This is a genomic window from Acinetobacter sp. V115_6 (assembly GCF_031799025.1).
GTDB classification, from domain to species: domain Bacteria; phylum Pseudomonadota; class Gammaproteobacteria; order Pseudomonadales; family Moraxellaceae; genus Acinetobacter; species Acinetobacter pittii.
This window is the reverse complement of record NZ_JAVQNO010000021.1, coordinates 1,485,038-1,508,017: the sequence shown is the minus strand read 5'-3', so window position 1 is coordinate 1,508,017 and position 22,980 is coordinate 1,485,038. Positions and strand designations below refer to the sequence as shown.

General features: G+C 40.0%; 20 protein-coding genes and 1 pseudogene. 14 read left to right on the top strand and 7 right to left on the bottom strand.

Annotation, left to right across the window (positions count from 1 at the left end; all coding sequences use genetic code 11):
* Positions 1 to 11: 11 nt before the first annotated feature.
* Positions 12 to 1,025: a 2,3-diaminopropionate biosynthesis protein SbnB gene (gene sbnB / locus RMA94_RS15550; protein WP_311083712.1), complete on the bottom strand. Its 1,014-nt coding sequence runs from the start codon at positions 1,023 to 1,025 to the stop codon at positions 12 to 14.
* A gap of 21 nt (positions 1,026 to 1,046) precedes the next feature.
* Positions 1,047 to 2,051 carry a 2,3-diaminopropionate biosynthesis protein SbnA gene (gene sbnA / locus RMA94_RS15545; protein WP_005068826.1) on the bottom strand — a complete coding sequence of 335 codons (1,005 nt, stop codon included), beginning with the start codon at positions 2,049 to 2,051 and terminating at the stop codon, positions 1,047 to 1,049.
* 507 nt (positions 2,052 to 2,558) lie between these two features.
* On the opposite strand from sbnA, the pseudogene RMA94_RS15540 reads away from it, so the two are divergent.
* Positions 2,559 to 2,674: pseudogene (locus tag RMA94_RS15540) on the top strand (hypothetical protein).
* Positions 2,675 to 2,679: 5 nt separating this feature from the next.
* Here the strand turns inward: RMA94_RS15540 and RMA94_RS15535 are convergent.
* Both RMA94_RS15535 and RMA94_RS15530 read right to left on the bottom strand, forming a co-directional pair.
* On the bottom strand, positions 2,680 to 3,702 hold the full coding sequence (locus RMA94_RS15535; protein ID WP_311083711.1) for an ABC transporter substrate-binding protein: 1,023 nt from the start codon (positions 3,700 to 3,702) through the stop codon (positions 2,680 to 2,682).
* Positions 3,703 to 4,293 (bottom strand): ANTAR domain-containing response regulator, encoded by a 591-nt coding sequence (locus RMA94_RS15530; RefSeq protein WP_002115726.1) that lies wholly within the window; start codon positions 4,291 to 4,293, stop codon positions 3,703 to 3,705. It abuts the gene before it with no gap.
* 456 nt (positions 4,294 to 4,749) lie between these two features.
* Here RMA94_RS15530 and RMA94_RS15525 point away from each other — a divergent pair, with 456 nt between their 5' ends.
* The 12 genes from RMA94_RS15525 (at position 4,750) to RMA94_RS15470 (ending at position 19,955) form a co-directional block, all read left to right on the top strand.
* Positions 4,750 to 5,019 (top strand): hypothetical protein, encoded by a 270-nt coding sequence (locus tag RMA94_RS15525; protein ID WP_306308256.1) that lies wholly within the window; start codon positions 4,750 to 4,752, stop codon positions 5,017 to 5,019.
* A gap of 11 nt (positions 5,020 to 5,030) precedes the next feature.
* Positions 5,031 to 7,577, top strand: coding sequence for a nitrite reductase large subunit NirB (gene nirB, locus RMA94_RS15520; protein WP_311083710.1), 2,547 nt, complete (start codon positions 5,031 to 5,033; stop codon positions 7,575 to 7,577).
* A gap of 12 nt (positions 7,578 to 7,589) precedes the next feature.
* The gene (gene nirD / locus RMA94_RS15515) at positions 7,590 to 9,212 is read left to right on the top strand and encodes a nitrite reductase small subunit NirD (RefSeq protein WP_005068836.1); all 1,623 of its coding nucleotides are present in this window, start codon (positions 7,590 to 7,592) and stop codon (positions 9,210 to 9,212) included.
* 18 nt (positions 9,213 to 9,230) lie between these two features.
* Complete coding sequence (locus tag RMA94_RS15510) at positions 9,231 to 12,011, top strand: molybdopterin-dependent oxidoreductase (RefSeq protein WP_311083709.1); 2,781 nt, start codon at positions 9,231 to 9,233, stop codon at positions 12,009 to 12,011.
* The gene (locus tag RMA94_RS15505; RefSeq protein ID WP_311083708.1) at positions 12,008 to 12,637 is read left to right on the top strand and encodes a molybdenum cofactor guanylyltransferase; all 630 of its coding nucleotides are present in this window, start codon (positions 12,008 to 12,010) and stop codon (positions 12,635 to 12,637) included. Before RMA94_RS15510 ends, RMA94_RS15505 begins: the two co-directional genes overlap by 4 nt.
* 148 nt (positions 12,638 to 12,785) lie before the next feature.
* Positions 12,786 to 15,059, top strand: a complete 2,274-nt coding sequence (locus tag RMA94_RS15500; protein WP_311083707.1) for a molybdopterin-dependent oxidoreductase — start codon at positions 12,786 to 12,788, stop codon at positions 15,057 to 15,059.
* Positions 15,060 to 15,288: 229 nt separating this feature from the next.
* Entirely contained in the window at positions 15,289 to 16,329 is a 1,041-nt protein-coding gene (gene moaA / locus RMA94_RS15495) for a GTP 3',8-cyclase MoaA (RefSeq protein WP_311083706.1), read from the top strand.
* Positions 16,330 to 16,584, top strand: coding sequence for a MoaD/ThiS family protein (locus tag RMA94_RS15490; protein WP_032006875.1), 255 nt, complete (start codon positions 16,330 to 16,332; stop codon positions 16,582 to 16,584). It begins immediately after the preceding gene.
* A 3-nt stretch (positions 16,585 to 16,587) separates the two neighbouring features.
* A complete protein-coding gene (locus tag RMA94_RS15485; RefSeq protein ID WP_032006877.1) occupies positions 16,588 to 17,073 on the top strand; it encodes a molybdenum cofactor biosynthesis protein MoaE in 486 nt (161 codons plus the stop codon).
* 23 nt (positions 17,074 to 17,096) lie between these two features.
* Positions 17,097 to 18,020 carry a bifunctional molybdenum cofactor biosynthesis protein MoaC/MoaB gene (gene moaCB / locus RMA94_RS15480; protein WP_000799986.1) on the top strand — a complete coding sequence of 308 codons (924 nt, stop codon included), beginning with the start codon at positions 17,097 to 17,099 and terminating at the stop codon, positions 18,018 to 18,020.
* On the top strand, positions 18,020 to 19,255 hold the full coding sequence (locus RMA94_RS15475) for a molybdopterin molybdotransferase MoeA (RefSeq protein ID WP_130172481.1): 1,236 nt from the start codon (positions 18,020 to 18,022) through the stop codon (positions 19,253 to 19,255). Before moaCB ends, RMA94_RS15475 begins: the two co-directional genes overlap by 1 nt.
* Positions 19,256 to 19,472: 217 nt before the next feature.
* Positions 19,473 to 19,955, top strand: a complete 483-nt coding sequence (locus RMA94_RS15470; RefSeq protein WP_005068860.1) for a helix-turn-helix domain-containing protein — start codon at positions 19,473 to 19,475, stop codon at positions 19,953 to 19,955.
* A gap of 16 nt (positions 19,956 to 19,971) precedes the next feature.
* Here RMA94_RS15470 and RMA94_RS15465 read toward each other — a convergent pair whose 3' ends face one another.
* On the bottom strand, positions 19,972 to 21,363 hold the full coding sequence (locus tag RMA94_RS15465; protein ID WP_311083705.1) for a PLP-dependent aminotransferase family protein: 1,392 nt from the start codon (positions 21,361 to 21,363) through the stop codon (positions 19,972 to 19,974).
* Positions 21,364 to 21,486: 123 nt separating this feature from the next.
* Between RMA94_RS15465 and RMA94_RS15460 the strand changes: the two genes are divergently transcribed.
* Complete coding sequence (locus RMA94_RS15460) at positions 21,487 to 22,350, top strand: DMT family transporter (protein ID WP_311083704.1); 864 nt, start codon at positions 21,487 to 21,489, stop codon at positions 22,348 to 22,350.
* A gap of 2 nt (positions 22,351 to 22,352) precedes the next feature.
* Here the strand turns inward: RMA94_RS15460 and RMA94_RS15455 are convergent, their stop codons facing one another.
* Together RMA94_RS15455 and RMA94_RS15450 are read right to left on the bottom strand one after the other, a co-directional pair.
* Positions 22,353 to 22,664, bottom strand: coding sequence for a TusE/DsrC/DsvC family sulfur relay protein (locus RMA94_RS15455; protein ID WP_002115694.1), 312 nt, complete (start codon positions 22,662 to 22,664; stop codon positions 22,353 to 22,355).
* 17 nt (positions 22,665 to 22,681) lie between these two features.
* Positions 22,682 to 22,966: a DsrH like protein gene (locus tag RMA94_RS15450; RefSeq protein ID WP_068563102.1), complete on the bottom strand. Its 285-nt coding sequence runs from the start codon at positions 22,964 to 22,966 to the stop codon at positions 22,682 to 22,684.
* Between the last annotated feature and the right edge of the window lie 14 nt (positions 22,967 to 22,980).

Genomic DNA, 22,980 nt, shown 5'->3' with positions numbered 1-22,980 from the left:
TATTCCTATTCTTATAAAAGCGGTAGAACCGTGCCAACGTTTTGTTCTTGTGCAGCATTGAAGAACCATTTAGCGCAGACAATATCGTCAATCGCCATGCCCATTGGGTTGAGCAAAATGATTTCATCTTCGTGTTCGCGGCCGTTTTTATGACCAATAATGATGTCGCCAAGTTCAGCATGTAGTTTTTCACGGCTGAATAAGCCATCTTCAACCAGTACATTGATGACTTTCTTTTCTCGGTTTGATTGGTCCCAGTCATCTACAATCACTTTGTCGACTTTTAAGAAGACTTCAGGCTCGATATCCATAATTGAAATATTTGAAACAAAGCAGCCTTTTTTAAGCCATTCAAATGGAATGTAAGGTTTATCTGAAACTGTGCAGGTAATGAGGACATCGGCTTGTTGAATCGCAGACTTAGCGCTGTCATGAATTTCAATTTCTAGATGTGGATATTCCGATAAGAACAACGCTTTGAGTTTTTCAGCTGCTTCAGGGTTTACATCAAATAAATGGATTTTTTTCACTTGAGCATATTGTTCAAGCACAGTTTTAATCTGCATTTGAGCAATTGGTCCGCAGCCAATCACGGTAATGTCTGAAAAGTCTTTTTTCGCTAGATATTTAATCGAAACACCAGTAATTGCCGCAGTTCGCATGGTACTGATGAGACTGCCTTCCATCACCGCAACTGGATAATTTGTTTCTGAGTCATTTAAAACAATCAGTGCGCTGGCACGCGGAATATTGAATTTTTTAGGGTTATGTTGTCTTGAACCAATCCATTTGATTCCAGCAATCGGGTCGTTGCCGCCTAAATAACAAGGCATTGCGATAATACGGTCGGCAATATGGTCTGCACCTTGCCAGCGAAGATAAGGTTTTAAAGGTTGAACAAACTGTTTATTTGCATGCAGGGTTAAACCTTCAGTAATTGCTTCAATAAATGAATTACTATGATTTGCGCCAAGATTTAATAAATCTGATTGACTTAAATAGCGAAGGGTAGCCAAATTGCTCATGAATATTTCCTAAGGAGAAGGTTAAACAACATTTTGTAAAGTAAGGTTTTCTTGGCGTCGTAAGTTTCGATTGAAGTGACGCTTTTTGATCATTTCGAACCATTCATCTTCATAAACCAGATCGAGATAACGATCGCCACGATCGGGCAACAGTGTTAAGACGCACGATCCATCAGGAATGGTTGGAATCAGTTTTTTGATGGCTGAAATTGATGAGCCACTTGAACCGCCAGCAAAGATTCCTTCATGCTCAAGAAGTTCTCGGCAACCGAGTGCCGACTCATAGTCATCTACATAAATGACATCATCAATTTCATCGGGGGAGAGTAGCGGTGGGACAGTACTTGCACCAATCCCAGGAATTTCACGTGGACCAGATGTACCACCGAACAACACAGAGCCGACGATATCGACTGCGATCACTTTTAATTCTGGAAATCTTTCTTTAAGGCGACGAGATACGCCCATAATCGTGCCAGAGGTACTTGCCCCAATCACGAGGTAATCAATCTTGCGATCAATTTGATTTAGGATTTCTTCTGCTTCTCCAAAATAATGGCTTTTCCAGTTATTTGGGTTGGCATACTGATTAATCCAAACAGCATTTGGAAGCTGTTGGCAGAGTCGTTTTACAGTGTCGATTCTGGTTTTTAAATAACCGCCGTTTTGATCTTTTTCAGAGACCATTTCGATATTGGCCTTGTAGAGCTTCAACATTTGTAAGTTTGCTGAGGCTATTTTCGGGTCAATAACGGCAGTAAATTTTAATCCATATATTTTGCAAGCCATTGCAAGCGCAATCGCTAAGTTCCCTGATGAGCTTTCAACAATGTGACTATCTTTATTAATCACTCCAGATTTCAGGCCTTCCTGTAGCATGAATAATGCCGGACGGTCTTTAATACTTCCTCCTGGGTTTAACAATTCCATTTTCGCAATCACTGAGATCGATTGATGCGTGAATAGCCTTGATAATTGTAGTAGTGGCGTTTTACCTATGCAGTCGAGAATATTTTCATGGATCATGGTAGATCTTCTCAGGTTTTTATGTGGTGTGAATGATAATGATTATTAATTTAATTATTATTACCATTTGTGCCATGATTGTTGCGGTTTGTAACTGAAAACAGGATGGACTTAGAGGATTTTTCACTAATTTTTTTTATCTAATTATTTGAATCGTAATATTTAAGTTTTACAAAAGGATTAATAAATAAATCTTTTTAAATATAATGACATAGGCAATAAATTACTTTAGAGCTAAAAAAATTAATTTAATTAAGACAGATGCGAGAAATTATTTTGAAGAAATAAAATGAAATTTATGACCTCACCCGCGTAATTGATGCATCACTATTCTGTAGTGAGTATGGGTAAATTTAAGGCTTGAAAAAGAGAGAGGTGTTTAAAGACTGACTTAAGATGCTTTGAATAATGAACTGAAATTGATCAAGTGGCAGTTATTGATATGAAAATGTCTGAAAATGATACGTTTAGATAGATATGATCATTTCCATAAGCGTTATATTTTCAATGGATCAGTTGAGCCTAGAAAATATAGTAATGCGTGTTTCGCATTTTGTCTTATGGGTCTTTCAAGCTGTCTTTGTCATAAAAGACAGCTTTTTTTATGGCGATTTGATGAGTAGAAAAGTTATGAACGATAGCGTTGTTTAGCTTGTTCATAAGCCTCGAGATTAATGCATTGAGCACCCAAGCTTGTGATTTGTGCTTGGTCGAGTTGAAGTTCATCCCATTTTTGCATTTGCTCGAGCAGCCAATAAAAGTCTTCAACTTTTGGAAGTGCACTTTCTTTTACTAAATGACGGACAATATCCTGAATCATATAGTATTTGTCGACATGTACTTCTTCTGAACAATGGAAGCGCACAATTCCAAACTCGACTAATAATTTTAAAATTGGAGCAAAATCGTCTAACTCACTCAATTCTTGTTGGGCTTTCATAATTGCCGTGGTGAGTGCAACCAGTGTTTGTGGATGCTGTTCAGCCCATTCTTGAGTTACGGCTAGAACCTTGTCAGCCACAGGTGAAATAATGTTTTGACTTGAGCAAATCATTTTACTTAATCCCAGAAGTTCGCCTTGAGTATTCCAAGGTTCTCCGACGCAAAAACCATCAATCACATGTTTGTCTAATGCTTCAACCATATAAGGTGGCGGTAATGTTTTGAGCTGGATAGATTGAGCAAGTTCAGGGTTTGCTAAAGCGAGCCACTCTCTTAAACAATAATGGTGAATAGAATGCTTAAATACATGCGCTAAAGAAATGGAGTGACCTTGTTCGAGATAATCTGCCACTTTTTGGGCTGTTACTTGGGCCGTATCATTTTTTTGAATTGTAAGTTGATGAGTAAGTTTTTGGCTTAAGCTAATGAAAGCACGGTTTTCACTTAAAACGAGTGATGTTTGCAGTGGCGTGCCAATTTGATCTGTGCCTACAGCCGCTGCAGGTAACATTGCAGATAAGCAATGCGCTGCATCTAATAGACCAAAAGCAAGACGGTCTCGAAGACTTGCCCAAGATGCTTCTTTAACTAAAGTGACATCTAAACCCACCTCTTCAAAGAAGCCTCTTTGTTTTGCCCAAAGCAATGCAAGACAATCAAGCAAAGGAATATAGCCGAGTTGTAATTGAGTCTTTTCTAATGTGCTCATTTATTCATCCTTTAGTTGATTGTTGAGTAATTTTTGGGCATCAAGTAACCGCCGTGCCATTTCTCCAATCGTTATACGGTGACTCATGGCATTTTTTCTGAGAAGTTGGAAAGCTGTATCTTCAGGCAGCCCGTGGAGTTGCATGAGTAACACTTTGGCCTTTTCAACATCTTTACGGTCAGCCAGTTTGGTTTGAGCCTCTTTTAAATCACCTTCGAGTTTTTTGTGCTTTTTATATTGCTCAATCGAGATTTCTAAAATGGTATGTAAACGGGCAGGGTCTATGCCATCTACGATATAAGCCGTTACTCCTGCATCAATGGCTTGTTTGATGGTGTCTTTATCTGAATTTTTAGTGAACAAGACAGTCGGTAGGTCATAGCTACTCACACAACTTTCAATAATGTCACGATGAGGATGATCCATATCGAGCAAGATCACATCGGCTTGTAAATGCTCGAGACGAAAAATATTTAAATGGTCCAAAGTAAGGCAAGCGACCACTTCAAAATCATTTTCAAGCAGACTTTTTCTTATATAGTCTGCTCGCGCATGATCATCATCAATAAGGGCTATTTTGAGTTTTGGCATAAGTTCAGAAAATCAGGCTAAGAAAATGCGCCAATTCGACGCGTTTTTTGTTATCAGGTTTTAAGCAAGATTAGTGCCATCCAAAACTAAACAAAAAATCCAGTTTAAGTGGCATTTCAGCAAGCTAAAGAATGAATGTGGTCAGTCTTGGTGCAAAAATACGATTCATTTTGTGGCAAGACATATTTTTATTTCAACTATTTAAGTGTACAGCGATGGGGCAAATAGAATAAGACATTATTTTTATAAGATAGCTGGCGAAATTATATCTATTTGAAATTAAAAATAAAAAATTTTTAAATTAAATTTATATAAGAATTGGCATGCAAAATGCTTACTTAATTACAGGTCGAAGACGACCATAAGTTTTAAAGACGGCCAACGATGTCCGTTCTGATCGAATTTGTGAGTGCAACTGTGCACACAAAGAATTTACGTTCAGTCGGAGTGAAGGCCATGTCTTTATTTTTATTGCATAAAAAAGTTACATCTGAATTATCTAATTTTTCAGTTCCAGCGATGCGAGCCTTCTCTATGAGGGGGCTCGCTTTTTTTATTTCTTTTTATGACTTTGCTGTGCACTGGGTGTCATTAACGAGTGGGAAAAATGGATTCCAAGCAGCTACATGCTTTGTGAGATTGATTCGCTTCTCGGTAGAACACAAGGCAAAAAAACAACGTCTATTTGAGAACGCAATAACGCAGCTTAAAAGCAACGTGATTTGAGGAGAAACACTATGAAATTGGTAATGATTGGTCATGGTATGGTGGGCCACAAATTCATCGAAGCCATTTTAGAAAAAGCAGATGATGAACTGGAAATCACGATTCTCGCGGAAGAACCTCGTATCGCCTATGACCGTGTACATTTGACAGAATATTTCTCTGGGAAATCAGCAAAAGATTTATCTTTAGCACGTTTTGACTTTGCTGATGCTCATGGCATTGACTTACGCCTAAATACAAAAGCAACTGCAATTGATACAGCTGCACAAACAGTCACAACCAATCATGGTGATGTCATCAGCTATGACAAATTGGTGTTGGCAACTGGTTCGTATGCATTCGTTCCACCAATTCCGGGTAATGACCGTGAAAACTGCTTTGTTTACCGTACGATTGAAGACTTAGACGCGATTCGTGCAGCGAGTCTTAAGGCAAAAACAGGCGTAGTCATTGGTGGTGGTTTACTTGGACTTGAAGCTGCAAAAGCTTTACGTGATTTAGATTTAGAAACACATGTTGTTGAATTTGCACCACGTTTAATGGCAGTTCAAATTGATGACTTGGGCGGTAAAGTTTTACGCCGTAAAATTGAAGACCTTGGTGTAAAAGTTCATACACAAAAAGCGACACAATCTATCGAATGTGGCAACAGCACTACACATGTAATGAAATTTGCAGATGGTAGCGAGCTTGAAGCCGATGTCATTTTATTCTCTGCGGGGATTCGTCCGCGTGATGAGCTTGCACGTAATAGTGGACTCGCGATTGGTGAGCGTGGCGGTATTGTGATTAATGATTACTGCCAAACTTCAGATCAAAACATTTATGCCATTGGTGAATGTGCGCTTTGGCAAAACAAGATTTACGGTTTGGTTGCACCGGGCTATGACATGGCACGTATTGCAGCAAAACACATTTTAGATGAAGAGTGTCATTGCTTCGCCGGTGCAGACATGAGCACCAAGTTGAAGTTGATGGGTGTGGACGTTGCCTCTGTAGGTGATGCACATGCCATGACTCCGGGTGCATTAAGCTATTTCTATGCAGATGAGCATGCACTGGTTTATAAAAAGATTGTTGTAAATGCAGATAAAACCAAATTGCTGGGCGCGGTTTTGGTGGGCGATGCGAAAGAGTACAACGACCTTTTACAAATGATGTTAAACGGTCTGGCTTTACCGGAAGTACCTGAAAGCTTGATTATGCCGGGCTTTGAACAATCAGCAGGTAAGTCTGGTGGTAGCGGTGTAGATTTGCTTCCAGACAGCGCGACCATTTGTTCGTGTAACAACGTCTCAAAAGCAGACATCTGCCAAGCAATTAGCGATGGTTCGACCTCTTTAGGTGCATTAAAGAAATGCACCAAAGCAGCAACAGCATGTGGTGGCTGTGCACCATTAGTGACACAAGTGTTGAAGTCAGAGTTGCAACGTCAAGGTGTGACTGTAAATAACCACATTTGCGAACACTTCCCGTACTCGCGTCAAGAGTTGTATCACTTGGTTCGTGTCAATGAAATTAAGACATTCGATGATTTGATTCATCAACATGGTCATGGTCTAGGGTGCGATATCTGTAAACCTGCTGCCGCAAATATTTTGGCATCTTGCTGGAACGATTTCGTACTTGAGCCAAGTCATGCAGGCTTACAAGACAGTAATGACTACTATTTGGGTAACATCCAAAAAGACGGTTCTTACTCGGTTGTACCGCGTATGGCTGGTGGTGAAGTGACTCCAGATGGTTTAATCGCGATTGGTCAAATTGCGAAGAAATATAACTTGTACACCAAAATTACTGGCGGTCAACGTGTTGACATGTTCGGTGCGCAAGTTCACGAGCTTCCATTCATTTGGGAAGAGTTAAATGCTGCTGGTTTCGAGTCTGGTCATGCTTACGGTAAATCATTGCGTACCGTGAAATCTTGTGTGGGTAGTACATGGTGCCGTTACGGGGTAGACAACTCCGTTGGTTTAGCGATTGAACTTGAAAACCGCTACAAAGGTTTACGTTCACCGCATAAATTAAAAATGGCAGTGTCTGGCTGTACTCGTGAGTGCGCAGAAGCACAAGGTAAAGACGTTGGTATTATCGCGACCGAAAAAGGGTGGAACCTTTATGTCTGTGGTAACGGTGGTATGAAACCACGTCATGCTGAATTACTTGCATCTGACCTTGATAAAGCAACGCTCATCCGTTACATCGACCGTTTCTATATGTTCTACATCCAAACAGCAGACCGTTTACAACGTACCAGTGTATGGCGCGACAACATGGAAGGTGGCCTAGATTACCTTAAATCTGTAGTTGTGGATGATTCACTTGGTTTGGCTGCCGAGCTTGAACGCCGTATGGAACACATCATTGGCACATATCAAGACGAATGGCGTACTGCGGTGGAAAATCCTGAAGTTCGTAAACGCTTCCAAACGTATATCAATGCAGGAGCAAATGAACAGGCCGATCCACACATTCAATTTACAACTGAACGTGGTCAAATCCGTCCATTAACCGAAGCTGAACGTTCAGAAGACCGCATTCCAATGGTTGAAGCATAAAGGAGAACTTATATGAATATTGTACAAGACAAAAATATGCTTCCTGATGATCAATGGATTGACGTTTGTGCACTCGATGATTTAACCCCAAACACTGGTGCAGGAGCGCTAGTGGGCGGTCAAGCGGTTGCAATCTTCCGTGTAGGGCATGAAAAACGTGTTTACGTGCTGAGTAATAAAGATCCGTTTAGCCAAGCGAATGTGATGAGCCGTGGGATTATTGGTGATTTACAAGGCGAACGCGTCGTTGCATCTCCAATCTATAAACAACATTTCAGTTTAGCTACGGGCCGTTGTTTAGAAGATAAAGACCAAAAATTGGCAGTTTATCCGAGCAAAATTGTTGATGGCCGTGTCTGGGTCAACGCGGTGCCGCAAAAAACTTATATTACCAATACAGGTGTATCACAAGACAAACTTAAACTGGTGCTGATCGGGAATGGTTTGGCAGGGATGCGTTGTCTGGAAGATTTACTTGATATGGCGCCAGATCGTTATGAAGTTACGGTGATTGGTGAAGAACCATGGGGGAACTATAACCGTATTATGTTGTCTCCGGTTTTATCGGGTGAAAAAACCATTGAAGACATTATGTTGCATCCACCGAAGTGGTACGACGATAAAGGTATAAAATTTATTGCCGGTGATAAAGCCGTAAAAATTGATCGTCCGCGTAAAGTGGTTTACACCGAAAAAGGTCAGACAGTTGATTATGATCGTTTGATTCTGGCAACAGGCTCGGCACCATTTATTCCACCAGTTCAGGGTGTCGACTTAAAGGGTGTGTTAACTTTCCGCGATATTTATGATGTCAACACCATGATTGAATACTGCGGTTCAAAAACCAATGCAGTGGTGATTGGTGGCGGTTTACTCGGTTTAGAAGCGGCGTATGGTTTAAAACAACGCGGTATGAATGTCACAGTCTTGCATTTGATGGACCGTATTATGGAACGTCAACTTGATGGGCGTGCAAGTCAGTTACTTCGTCATAGTATTGAGCAAAAAGGCATTCAAATCATTACCGAAGCCAATACAGAGGCGTTAATTGGTGATGAAAATGGTCATGTCAAACAAATCCGTTTGAAAGATGGCACGGTCTTAGATGCTGACCTTGTGGTATTTGCAGTGGGCATTCGTCCAAATATTGCTTTGGCCCAAAGTGCAGGATTACGTTGCAATCGTGGTGTATTAGTGAATGACACCATGCAAACATTTGACCCAAGTATTTACGCGGTGGGTGAGTGTATTGAACACCGTGGTCAAACTTTTGGTTTGGTTGAGCCACTATGGGGGCAAGCTTTTATTTGCGCGACCCATTTAGCAGAGCACGGCAGTTTAACTTTTAAAGCACCAACTGTGCCGACTCAGTTAAAAGTCAGTGGTGTCGATGTATTCTCTGCTGGCAATTTTGAGCCGAAAGATGATTATGAAGACATTATCCTGAACGATGAAAAACGCCAGATTTATAAGCGTATTATCATTCAAAGCGATCGGGTAATCGGTGCAGTACTGTTTGGTGATACTGAAGATGGCATGTGGTATGCAGAATTAATTGCAGACCAAACACCTGTTTCTTCATTTAGAAATAAACTGCTATTTGGTCGAGATTTTGCATTAAAAAATGCAGGCTAAATAGGGAAAGGAGCAGTTATGAATAGTATTCCAAGCGTTGAAGTCGATAGCTCCGATCATGTTGCAAAAAACACTAAAACAACATGTCCATATTGTGGTGTAGGTTGTGGTGTTAGCGTAAACGTCCAACAAAAACCTCAAGGACCTGTGGTGCAAGTTGAGGGGGATGCTGAGCATCCTTCCAACTTTGGGCGCTTATGTATTAAAGGTAGCCGACTTGCGGATACTTTAGGGTTAGAAACACGTGTTTTACAACCAATGATGGGGCGCAAAGCTGATCGGGTGGTAACGACATGGGATGCGGCAATCAATAAAATTGCTGATAAATTCCAATCTTGTATCGATCAATATGGTCGTGACAGCATTGCATTTTATGTTTCAGGTCAGCTTTTGACTGAAGACTATTATGTGGTGAATAAGTTTGTAAAAGGCTATTTAGGCACTGCAAATATCGATACCAACTCACGCCTTTGCATGTCATCTGCGGTGGCTGGTCACAAACGTAGTTTCGGTGAAGATATTGTGCCTGCAAGTTATGAAGATTTTGAACATGCAGATATGGTGGTATTGGTCGGTTCTAATACCGCATGGTGCCATCCTGTGCTGTATCAGCGGATTATGCAGGCTAAAAGCCAAAATCCAGATATGTTTGTGGTGGTAATTGACCCACGTTTTACCAGTACCTGTGAACAAGCGGATTTACATTTACCGATTTTACCGGGCCAAGATGTCGCATTGTTCAACGGTCTATTCCAATATCTATATCAAAATAGTCATGCCGATCAGGCTTTTGTTGATGCTTATACCGAAGGTTTGCAAGGAGTTTTGGCAAGCAGTCAGCCAGAAGCCGATATTGAATATGTGGCAAAGCGTACGGGAATTGCACTCGATAAATTACAGCAGTTTTTTGAAAAATTCGCTCAAACTGAAAAAGTAATTACCCTATTTTCAATGGGTGTGAATCAATCAAGTCAGGGCGTAAATAAGGCCAACAGTATTATTAATTGTCATTTACTAACAGGCAAAATTGGTAAGCTTGGTGCTGCACCATTTTCGATGACAGGTCAGCCCAATGCGATGGGTGGTCGAGAAGTGGGTGGCTTAGCCAATATGCTAGCGGCACACATGGACTTAGATAACCCATTACATCAAAAAGTAGTGCAAACCTTTTGGGATAGCCCATTTATTGCAACTCAAGCTGGTTTGAAAGCAGTTGATTTATTTAATGCGGTTGAAGCCGGAAAAATTAAAGCGATCTGGATTATGGCAACTAATCCAGTGGTGAGTTTGCCAGATGCCGATCAGGTGAAACGTGCATTAGAGAAATGTGAATTGGTCGTCGTGTCAGATATCTGTGCCGATACCGATACTACGGCTTACGCCGATATATTGCTTCCAGCTTTAGGTTGGGGCGAAAAAGATGGCACAGTGACCAATTCTGAGCGTCGTATTTCACGTCAGCGCGCATTTTTACCTGCGCCGGGTGAAGCAAAAGCAGATTGGTGGTCTGTTAGCCAAGTCGCGAAAAAATTGGGCTTTAAAGGTTTTGACTTTGCGAATGCAAGTGACATCTTTAATGAGCATGCAGCGTTATCTGCACAAGACAATACAGACATAGATGCTCGTGAACAAAGTAATAATTTCCGTTATTTTAACTTAAAAGGCTTAATGAATCTGAGCGCTGTGGAGTACGACGCTCTACAACCAATTCAATGGCCAGTATGGGATAAAAACCAAGACGCTAAAGCCGTTCAACAACTGTTTGGCAACGGCCAGTTTAGTCATAAAAATGCCAAGGCAAAATTGATTCCGACTGTTGCAATTGATCCGGTACATGCAGTTTCAGAAGATTATCCGCTCATTTTGAACACGGGACGTATTCGTGATCAATGGCACACCATGACGCGTACTGGTTTGTCACCAAATTTGACCAGTCACCGCGCTGAACCATTCTGTGAGATTCATCCAAGTGATGCCTTGAAATTTGGTGTACGTGATCAAGGCTTAGTAGAAGTTCGTTCGAAATGGGGCAGTTGTGTACTACGTGTGACCTTCTCATCGGGGGTACGTCGTGGGCAAATTTTTGCACCGATTCACTGGACTGAACAGGTTGCATCCGACGCCCGCATTGGTAAAGTCGTTAATCCAGAAGTTGATGCAATTTCAGGTGAACCTGAGTTCAAACATACGCCTGTAATCATTCAGCCGTTCTATACCACTTGGCAGGGCGTGCTCTATATTCGTGAAGGATACGATTCGCATATTCAAGAATCGCTACATCACTGTGCATGGTGGACCAAAGTCAAAATGGTGAAAACCAATCGTTATGAACTTGCAGACCGCCAAACTTTTCACGATACTCAAAAGAATCTGAAAAGCTTTTTACCATTTGCCGATGAAACTTTTGAATGGTTAAGCATAGAAGATATCTCTTCACAACTGAGCCATAGCGTTATTTTGAAAGATGGCATTGTAATTGCAAGTCTATATATTGCACCGCCAGATTTATTGCCAAACCGTGATTGGGTAGCGAGTCTGTTTAAACGAGAACGTTTGAGCGCCTTGCACCGAAAAGCTTTACTAGCGGGTATGCCAATGTCGGCTACTAATAATGATGGGCCTTTAGTGTGTAGTTGTTTTAAAGTAGGTAAGAATAAAATTATCGACGTGATAAAAACACAAAACATTACCCATGAAAAACAGGTTACTGCATGTTTAAAAGCAGGTGGGAACTGTGGTTCATGTTTACCTGAGATTCGTGGCTTGATTAAAGCTTGCCAACAAGAGGTGGAAGTGTGAATAAGGGATATCCCGTAACTGATTTGGTCATTTTGGCGGGTGGACAAGCCCGCCGTATGAATGGTTTAAATAAGCTGTTGCAGCAATTCGATGGCGATACGCAACTATCCAAAATTCATCAAAAACTAAAGTCATCTGTATCTGAAATTTGGGTAAATAGTCATCGTGATTATTCGATTTATCAAAGTATTGTGCCTGATATTAAGTGTTTTCAAGATGATGCTTCCGGTTTTTTTGGCCCACTTATGGGGATGAAAAGCGCATGGTCACATGTAAAAGCAGATTATGTTTTGTGTATTCCCTGTGATGTGACGTATATACCTACGCAAGTTGTTGCGAAATTACACAGCGCACTTCGCAAAAATAAACAAGCTCAGGCAGCCTATGTTTCAATTAATGGGGATGCTTTATACCCATTTTGCTTATTAAAGCGTGAAAGCTTGCTTACGATAAGAGAGCAAATTGACAAACAACGATTAAGTTTAAAAGAGTGCTTTAAGCTTTTACATGCACAAGTCGCCGTATTTCAAAAACAAAACTTATTTTTTCATAGCATTAACTCTTTGGATGAGCTTCAACAATATAAACAAATCAATGCTTTTAAAGAGATATTTACCGCGAGTTAAACATTAGATTCTATCAATTTACAAACTAAAGTGATGTTATAAACAAATTTAAAATGATGCGTTCTTGACTATCTAATATGTAAGTTCTATTTTGGAACCTGTTGTTTTAATTCTAGCTAGATGTATAAAAATAAACGGAGCCAGAAAAATGATGGACGCAGCTCAGCAAAGTAAAACAGATGTGACCGCATGTATCTTATGTTCTAGAAACTGCGGTTTGAGTGTCGAAATTAAAGATAACCAGTTTGTCAAAATTAAAGGTGATCCCGAACATCCTTTTTCTCAAGGTTACATTTGTCAAAAAGCTGCCAGATTACAGCATTACCAGCAACACGCAGACCGTTTGACTACACCTTTAAAACTTCAGCACGATGGATCATTTAAAGAAGTGAGTTGGGATGTAGCCATACAAGAAATTGCTGATCGATTAGTGCAGATTAGAGATGATTTTGGTGGGACTGCTTTTGCTTCGGTTGGGGGCGGTGGTCAAGGCAATCATCTCGGTGCAGTGTATGGCCGACAGCTCTTGCTGGCCATGAAAAGTTATTATGCTTATAACTCTCTTGCTCAAGAAAAAACGGGTGATTTCTGGCTCAATGGGCGTTTGTTCGGTAGTCAGGCATGCCATACCACAGAAGATGTGGAGTATGCAGATTACGTACTTTTCATTGGAACAAATCCGTTTCAGGCCCATGGCATTCCTAACGCAAGAGATACCCTAAAACATATTAAGAAAGATCCGAATCGAACCATGGTGGTGTTTGACCCGCGTGTTACCGAAACAGCCAAACAAGCAGATATCCATGTGCAATTAAAACCGGGGACAGATGCTTTTTTAATGTCAGCCATGATTGCGATCATTATTAAAGAAAAGCTTTATGATGCAGCGTTTATTGGGCAGCATACGCATGGTTTTGAAGACGTAAAAACAGCATTTAGTCGAGTTCCAATTGAAGACTATATTGTCAAGGCAGATGTTCCAGTCGATTTGATTTACCAAGTAGTTCGAGACTTTGCTAAAGCAAAAAGAGGCTGTGTGCGGATTGATTTAGGTATTCAACATACTTTGAATACGACTTTAAATGGTTATTTAGAAAAGCTTTTATACTTACTGACAGGGAACTTTGGAAAACAAGGTACTAATAATTTACATACTATGTTTATTCCAATCTTAAGCGATACAGATGAAAGAAAGCCGAAATATCGACGTAGTGTTTACCATAAAATGTTCCCGATTTCCGGTTTTTTCCCGCCTAATATTTTACCCGATGAAATTTTAAAAGCAGGGGAAAAGCGAATTCGTGCTGTGTTTGTAGATAGTTGTAATCCGTTATTAACTTATCCTGATACACAAGCTTTTGAGGAAGCATTTAAAGCCTTAGATTTATTGGTTGTGGTCGATGTTGCCATGACGGAAACCGCTAGGCTTGCGGACTACATTTTGCCGGCTCACACTCAGTTTGAAAAATGGGAATTTACTGGTTTTAATTTGGAATTTCCTAAGAATGGTTTTCATCTCAGACATCCTGTCTTGACCGCTCAAACGAATACTTTACCGGAAGCCGAAATTTATACTCGATTACTTGAAGCTATGCAGGTGATTCCAAAACGCTTTCCAATTTTAGAAAAAATAGCTTCAGTCGACTCGAAAAAAACAGCCTATTTACCTTACCTATCGGCATTGGGGCTTACTTTTGCACGAAATAAAAAATACATTCCTTTTGCAGCCTCAATTCTCTATCGCACTTTAGGTAAACACTTAGAAAAATCAGCTGGTTCAGTTGCTTTTTTATTGCCACTATCGATTCAATATGCTGTCTTACACACCAAAGCAGTGCGCCGTGCAGGTTACAAAGGTAACCCTTTAACTTTAGGTGTTCGTTTATTTGAACAAATTTTAAAGCAACGTTCAGGCGTAGTGTTATCGCAACATGAATATGACGAAATCTGGAAACTGGTTGCTTATAAAGATAAGAAAATACGTCTTGCTATTCCAGAGATGTTAGCTGAGCTGGCAAATTTAAAAAATCATCAGGTTAATGTTGAAGAATTTCCATTCATACTTTTATCAGGTGAGCGACGTAGCTATAACGCCAATCAAATTTACCGTGATCCAGCTTGGCGAAAAGTAGATGCTGAAGGAGCTTTACGAATTCATCCTGAAGATGCAGAGGCCTTAAATGTAGCTATGGGTGATCAAATCAAATGTATCTCACAACATGGAGAAATTCAGGTTACTGTAGATTTTGATGAGGGAATGCGAAAAGGAGTTGTTTCGCTTCCACATGGTTATGGCATGCGGTTTCAAGGTGGAGAACCAATTGGACCACAATTAAATCAATTAATTTCCGCTGAACATTGTGATCCATTATCTAAAACGCCGTACCATAAATATGTACCCATCCGCTTAGAAAAGTGCTAGAAATAAGTAGGGCATATAACAGGTTGACGCCGCACCGATTTTGTAAAGCTTTAAAGTTTGAGCTAAAACGGTACGGCCGAAATTTCAATTACAACCCGAAAAGTTATGGATGATAAATAGAATTGGAACAAATTTTGCAATGAAAGATCAAAGCACTACTAAGGCGCAATTTTAAAAGTTTAATTGCTCATAATCAGTGCTTGCAATATTTGAACTGTTCTCGATATGAGTGCAAATGATGAAACAATATCACTCTGAAACTGCGCCAATGCTTTTGCAAGATCAATATGGGCGCATCAAGCGAAAGTTACGAATTTCGGTAACTGATCGCTGTAATTTTAAGTGTGTGTATTGCATGCCTGAACATCCTGAATGGCTAAATAAACAAGATTTGCTTAGTTTTGAGGCGCTCTTTCAGTTTTGCAGTTTTATGGTGCAACAAGGTATTGAAAGCATCCGTATTACGGGTGGTGAACCATTAATGCGTCAAGGTATTGTTCATTTCGTTCGCGATTTACAAGCTTTAAAAGTATTAGGTTTAAAGCGTATTTCAATGACCACCAATGGACATTATCTTGCAAAATACGCTCAGCAATTAAAAGATGCTGGTCTAGATGATTTAAATATTAGTCTAGATAGCCTAGATCCGATTCAATTTAAAGAGCTCACTAAGAAAAAGTTAGAACCAGTTCTTGAGGGTATTCAAGCTGCAAAAGATGCAGGGCTACCTTTTAAAATTAACTGCGTGTTAATGAAAGATAAAAATGACGATCAAATCCTACCGATGGTGAAATGGTCTATCGCCAATCATATTCCGCTACGTTTTATTGAATTCATGCCACTTGATGGTGATGCACTTTGGTCAAATAAAGATGTGGTGAGTGAAGCTGAAATTTTACAAGCGTTGCAACCACATTATTCAGTACAAGTGATTGAGCAGCAACATGAGCCAGCACGCCAATATTTACTTAACAATAGCTACGCGCTAGGCATCATTTCGACCATTACTCATTCATTTTGCCACCAATGTGACCGCATACGACTAACGGCACAAGGTGAGCTATATAACTGTCTATTTGCACCGCAGGGTTTAAATATTAAGCCGCAGCTTCAAGCATTATTACGCGCACATAACTCAACCGATCATGTTCTGCATAGTCAGCAATTAAAAGATCAAGTTATGCCGTATATCTGGCACAAAGCAAAAGGCTTTCATGCCTTACAACATCAACAAACCCGTAAAATCAGTATGCATATGCTTGGGGGATAAATGCAGCAATCTATCCAAATTAAAATCGAATCATTCGGTGCAATTGAAAAATTGCTTCCCCAAAATCTTTCGATCGTTTGTCCTACCAATATTCTAGTGAAAGATGTCTTAGATCAAATTGTGACTTTACATCCGGAATGCACACAGGCCATGGAAAAATGTGCATGTGCGATAGAGGATAACGTTATAACCAGACAATCTGCCTTAAATCAGCCATGTACTTTGGTTTTATTATCACCAGTTGCAGGAGGATGAGCCATGCGAGATTTTGCACGTATACAAGAGCAGGCTTTAAGCCTTGATACCTTTGATCCTATTGAATCATTTCCTGAATGCGGTGGAATTGATATTTTTATGGGTACGGTTCGCAATCATCATGAAGGTAAAGCTGTTAAAGCATTGAAATATACCTCGTATAAACCACTTTCTGAAAAAATGATACGTGAAATTGAACTGGAAATTGAGAAAAAGTATCAGGTATCTTATGTGCGAGTGGTTCATCGGATTGGATATTTAGATGTGGGCGAAACAGCAATCATTGCAATTGCTTATGCAGCCCATCGCCGTGAAGCTTTTCAAGCATGCGAAGAAGCGGTTGAGCGGGTAAAGCATGAAGTGCCTGTGTTTAAAGAAGAGTTCTTTACAGATGGTACAAGTCACTATGTAGAAGGCTGCTGTATTCGTAAGGACGCACTGCACGAACACAAACATCACCATCATGCCGGCCATGAACACTCACACTGAAATAAGCAAGACTAGGATAAATAATGAAAAACGTAGGAATGAAGCCGGAAAGTTATCGTGTTGCTGAAGCACAAGCGATTTTATATGCACCACCACACTGTATTGAATTATTAAGACAAGGAAATACCGAAAAAGGGGATGCATTAAAAACCGCACGTGTAGCAGGAATCTTGGCAGCAAAACGAACTGATGAGCTGATTCCTTTGTGTCATCCACTGCCGATTTATCGTGCAGATGTTGAATATGAATTAGAACATGATTTTGTAAAGATTATTACCGTGGTGGAAACCATTGGTCCAACTGGCGTAGAAATGGAAGCCTTAACGGCTGCAAGTCTTGCAGGGTTAACCATTTACGACATGTTAAAACCGCATTGTGAACCAGAAGAACTCTGGATGGATCAATGTAAATTGCTTAAGAAAAAAGGTGGCAAATCACACTTTAAGCGAGTTCTTCGTCAGCCTGTTTCGGCTGCTGTTATTGTGTTGTCAGACACCGTAGCAGCAGGTAGAAAGCCCGATACTGCCGGAAAATCTGTGGTTGAAACTTTAACCGAGGCAGGATTTGATCCAATTCATTACCAAATTTTGCCAGATGAAGCGGATACTTTGAAAAACTTAGTGCTTGAGTTGAGCAAATCATATGCTTGCATTATGACCGTTGGTGGAACTGGAATTGGTAAGCGTGATATTACGGTCGATACGTTAGAGCCACTTCTTGAACGTAAGCTAGATGGGTTAATGGAAGCTGCGCGTTCATTTGGGCAAAAACGCACGCCATATGCTGCAATGTCGCGTGGAGTAGCTGGTTTCATTGATCGCTCTTTAGTGGTGACTTTACCGGGAAGCCGTGGTGGAGCAAGCGAATCAATGGCTGCTATTTTACCTGCCTTAGTCCATATTTTTGATGTTTGCCGTGATCTACCACATCCGGGAGGCTATGAATAATGACTGGTTGTGGTGCAGAACGTGGGTTGATTAGCGTGGATGAAGCAATTGAGCTGATTAGTAACCGACCTAAAAAATTAGACTCAATTCAGCAAGTTCTTCAAAATAGCCTAAGTAGATATCTTGCTAAAGAAATTTATTCAGAAATTAATTTACCAAGTTTCTCTCAAAGTGCTGTAGATGGTTACGCACTTTGTAGCCATGCAGAAGATTTAAATAATCAAAAGTTTCAGGTTACTGGCGAGATTCGCGCCGGAAGCGAAAGTCATGACATTCTGAATGAAGGACAGGCAATTCGCATATTTACTGGTGGCAAAATTCCTGAAGGCACAACACATGTTGCGAGGCAAGAAATAGTAGAGGTCGTTTCAGCACAAGAAATTTCGTTAACTGAACATATTCGCCCTAAAGCTGATATCCGTTTTACGGGTGAAGAAATCCAGAACGGGCAGTTGCTTGCCCAAGTTGGACAATTTTTAAATATTGGAAGCTTGGCTGCCTTAAGTATGGCAGGTGTGCAAACCGTTGAAGTCTATCGTGCGCCGAAAGTCGCTGTTTTGATCACGGGTGATGAAGTTGCCGAAACAGCAGAAGATCTAGCTGAAGGTAAAATCTTTGATGCAAATGGCCCGTTACTAAAAGCTTGGTTTGAAGATTATGGTTTAGATGTTGAACTCATTCATGTGGCAGATGAGGCAGCACAGGTCACACAATATTTCGACCAATTAAAAGATAGCCATGATGTCATCATAACCACAGGTGGAGTCTCTGTTGGAGACTATGATTTTGTTCGGCCATGTGCTTTTGAAGTTGGTTTTGAACAGATCTTTTGGAAAGTAAAACAAAAGCCGGGTAAGCCACTCTTTTTTGCTGAATATTCTCAGCCTGAATCAGATCACCACTGTTATTTACTGGGGTTGCCTGGTAATCCTGCTGCGGTCTATGTGTCTATGCAGGTTTACGGTAAAGCATTGCTTGACACTTTGCAGGGAAACCACGCTGGCCTAGTGTGGTTTAGTGCAATTTTAGATCACGATTTAAAAGAAGATGCACGCGAGCGTTTTCTAAGAATGCATGCCTATTTTGACAATGGACAACTCAAAGTTAAAAGTTTGGCAAAACAGCAATCACACATGCTCAGTAATTTAATGCAAGCCAATTGTCTGGTCCGAATTCCGGCAAGTGCAAAATTGGAAGCGGGTTATATATTGAAGGGCGTATTCATCTCAAATTAATGATGAGTAATAATAGATATAACTCACTATACAATTGGGTGAGTTATATTTGTTAAATGAATTTATATAATAGCTTTCTATTTTTTTATAATAAAAATTCTTTTATAAAGTTGATAAGAAGTTATTTTTATAATGAATCTTGCATAACTCGTAGTAAGTGGTTTAGGGTATAAACAATAGGGCCATTAGGCTAGGAAATATCGAGGAACGCATAAAGATGAAATGGGATGACATCGGTGATCAACCTTGTTCGGTTGCTCGTATGCTATCAGTGATTGGCGATCGATGGACGATGCTAATATTACGTAATGCTTTTATGGGAATACGCCGTTTTGACGATTTTCAAAAGTCATTAGGTGTCACTCGTCATGTCCTTTCGGATCGTTTAAAGCGTTTGGTTGAATATGAAATTTTAGTCAAAGCCCCTTATTTTGATCGTCAGGAACGCTTTGAATATAAATTGACTGATAAAGGTTTTGAACTTTATCCAATTATTTTGTCTATGGCGAATTGGGCAGATAAATGGATGGATCAGGGATTAGGTAAACCTTTAGAATATCGCCATAAAACTTGTGGTCATAAATTTGAACCAGTCATGGTATGTTCGGTTTGCCGTGAACCTTTACATGCAAAACAAGTTCAGGTTTCAGCTGGGCCGGGTTATTTTGCATATATGCAGCAAAAACAGAAACAAGCTTAATTTTCTTCTCTATAAGTTACGAAGACTCTTGTTGAATCGCATCAGCTAGAGTCTTATAAATGTGGTCATGATTTGACTGTGTCACATTAAAGCGTATGAATTGACCAGCATTGGAAGCTTGGCTAAACGCATTTCCTGGCGCAAGAATAACCTGATGATTAATACAATATTTTGCAATTTCTGAAGCTTCAACTCCCTTTGGCAAATGACACCAAACAAAAATTCCAGCTTGAGGCTTAATCCATGGTTTTATACCCAATGGTTCTAACTGAGTAATGGTATCGTGCATCGCTTTTGCTAATCGGACCTTTAATAATTCTATATGTTTACGATAAGATCCATCTGTTAAAGCACTTAATAAAACTTCAGCTGATACACCATTGTGAGAAAAGCTTGTGGCAATTTTCAGGTCAGTGAGCTGATCAATCCATTCTGGTTTAGCAATAACATAACCACAACGAATAGATGCTGATAACGTTTTAGAAAAACTCCCAATAAAGATTACACGCGAAAGATTATCCAAAGCAGCAAGCCGAGGAGCAGGGCTATATTCAAAGTCTGAGAAAATATCATCCTCAACAACAATCAAATTTGATTGTTCAATAAGTTTTAATAATTGATGCGCCGTAGAAAGAGAAAGTACTGCACCAGTTGGATTATGAATTCCTGAGTTGGTGATATAAAGACGTGGATTATAAGTCTCAATTGCTTCTTTAAATGCCTCTAAGTCAGGACCTGTTGGTGTGTAGGGAACACCAATAACTTTGACTTGATGAACTTTAAGTAATGCATGAAAGTTAAAATAACAAGGATCATCAATAAGAACGACATCATCAGGCTTTAGTAAAAATCGGCATACTAAATCAATTGCTTGAGTTCCAGAGTCTGTTAAAAGCACTTGATTAAGATTTGCATTGATACCTTTTGCTTGAGCGCGTCTTGCCAGTAAGTCACGTAGAGCTGGTAATCCTAATGGCGTTGAATAACCCATCAAACAATCATCTGGGCTCCTTGCAGCCGACCTTAATGCTTTACGAATACTGTCTAATGGCATCCAGTCATCGGGTAACCAACCGCAACCGGGCTTAAAAACATCTGCTTTTGCTTCCAAGGATTGACGTGAAATCCATAATGGGTCGACTGAGCGATCTAATTTAGGGCCTAATTCGCTTAAAGAAAGAGGGGCAAGCGGACCAACAATATAAAAACCAGATCCAGTTCTTGATTCGATTTTGCCTAGAGCAATTAATCTTTCATAGGCTTCTACAACCGTTGATACAGAAAATCCAAGGTTATTTGCTAACTTACGAACAGAAGGCAAGCGTGCTCCCGGCAATAAAGACCGATTTTTTATTTGTCGCTCAATCTCTGAAATGACAATTTCAATTTTGGTTTTGTTCTGGTTCACTGACTTACAATCCGAACTGTATTGGTTATTAATACATTACAGTTCTTTTAAATTGTACTGCTTTGTATCTGGTTTATTCACCTTAGCATAGCTTAAATTATTCGTATAGTAACGGAGTAAATTATGACTAGGTTTATGAATGGCTGGGTGAATGGTTTTATTGGCGTGGCTATTTTTGCTGGGTCGCTACCAGCAACACGCGTAGCCGTAATGGGGTTCGAACCGGGTTTTCTAACTGCGGCACGTGCGGCAATTGCAGGTATTTTAGGTCTTATTCTTATTTTGGTTTTAAAACAAAAGAAACCAGCCAAGCAAGATTGGTGGCCTCTTGCCATCGTTTCTTTAGGCGTGGTGATAGGTTTTCCACTATTTACAGCGCTTGCTCTCCAATACATGAATGCGGCTCATTCAATCGTTTTTGTTAGCCTTTTACCTCTCGCAACTGCAATATTTGCTGTAGTGAGAGGCGGAGAAAAACCCAATCAATTTTTCTGGATATTTGCAATCTTGGGGAGCGCGGTTGTATTTGCTTATATGTTCTTCATCTCTGGTGATACCTCACTTGGGATAGGAGACTTTTATATGTTAATGGCGATTATTTTATGTGGTTTTGGCTATGCAGAAGGCGGTGTACTTTCAAGAAAAATAGGGGGGTGGCAGGTCATTTGTTGGGCGCTAATTTTATCATTACCGTTTATGCTATTTCTGACTATTTTCTATATGCCAGCTTCATTTCAGAGCGTATCTACATCAGCTTTGGTCGGCCTTATTTATGTGTCTTTATTTAGTATGCTGATAGGTTTTTTCTTTTGGTACAAAGGGCTTGCACAAGGAGGGATTGCTGCGATTAGCCAACTACAACTCTTACAACCTTTAATGGGATTAGGTATTGCTGCGGTCTTGTTACACGAACAAGTAAGTTGGTCAATGTTAGTGGTTACAGCAGCAACGATTTTATGCGTCGCTGCCGCCAAAAAGTTTACCTAATTTTATAAGCAATTTGCTGGTTTAGGGATTCCTGCTAAACGACTTAAATGACGCGCCACTAAACCAGTATTAAATTGTTGCTGTAAAACAGCATTATTAATCTCTGGACTAACCGTTTTCATTAAAAATTTAATCAGCGGGCGAGTTGCTGGAGAATGTCCAAACTGTTGATAAAACTGACGTACAGCCGCTAAAACTTCAAAATGCCAATCGGTGAGTTCGAGATCAAGTGACTTGGCAAGCTCTTGAGCAACTTCGGGATTCCAGATTGTGTAATCAACCAAATGACCATCTTGGTCTAATTCTAAGTTCATGAAACCAGCCTAAATAATTATTTAAGAGAAATACAGCGATTAAACGTTAAAACCAGATCAGCAAATTGATCATAATCTAATACCTTTACCTTAGATAAAGTATCTGTATCAAGTAAGTCTTTTTCGATGCTTAAGCATGAAACAGATTCAAATGGTTGAATCATTTCAGCAGAAAGGTGTGCAACTGAATCACCCATAAAAACAATTTGGTCACCTACCTGAAAAAGATTGCGTAATTCCTCAATAATTTTAGGTGTAGTATGGTAAGAAGATTGCACAAGATAAAGTGTTGACGGATTCATTAAACTTACACCTT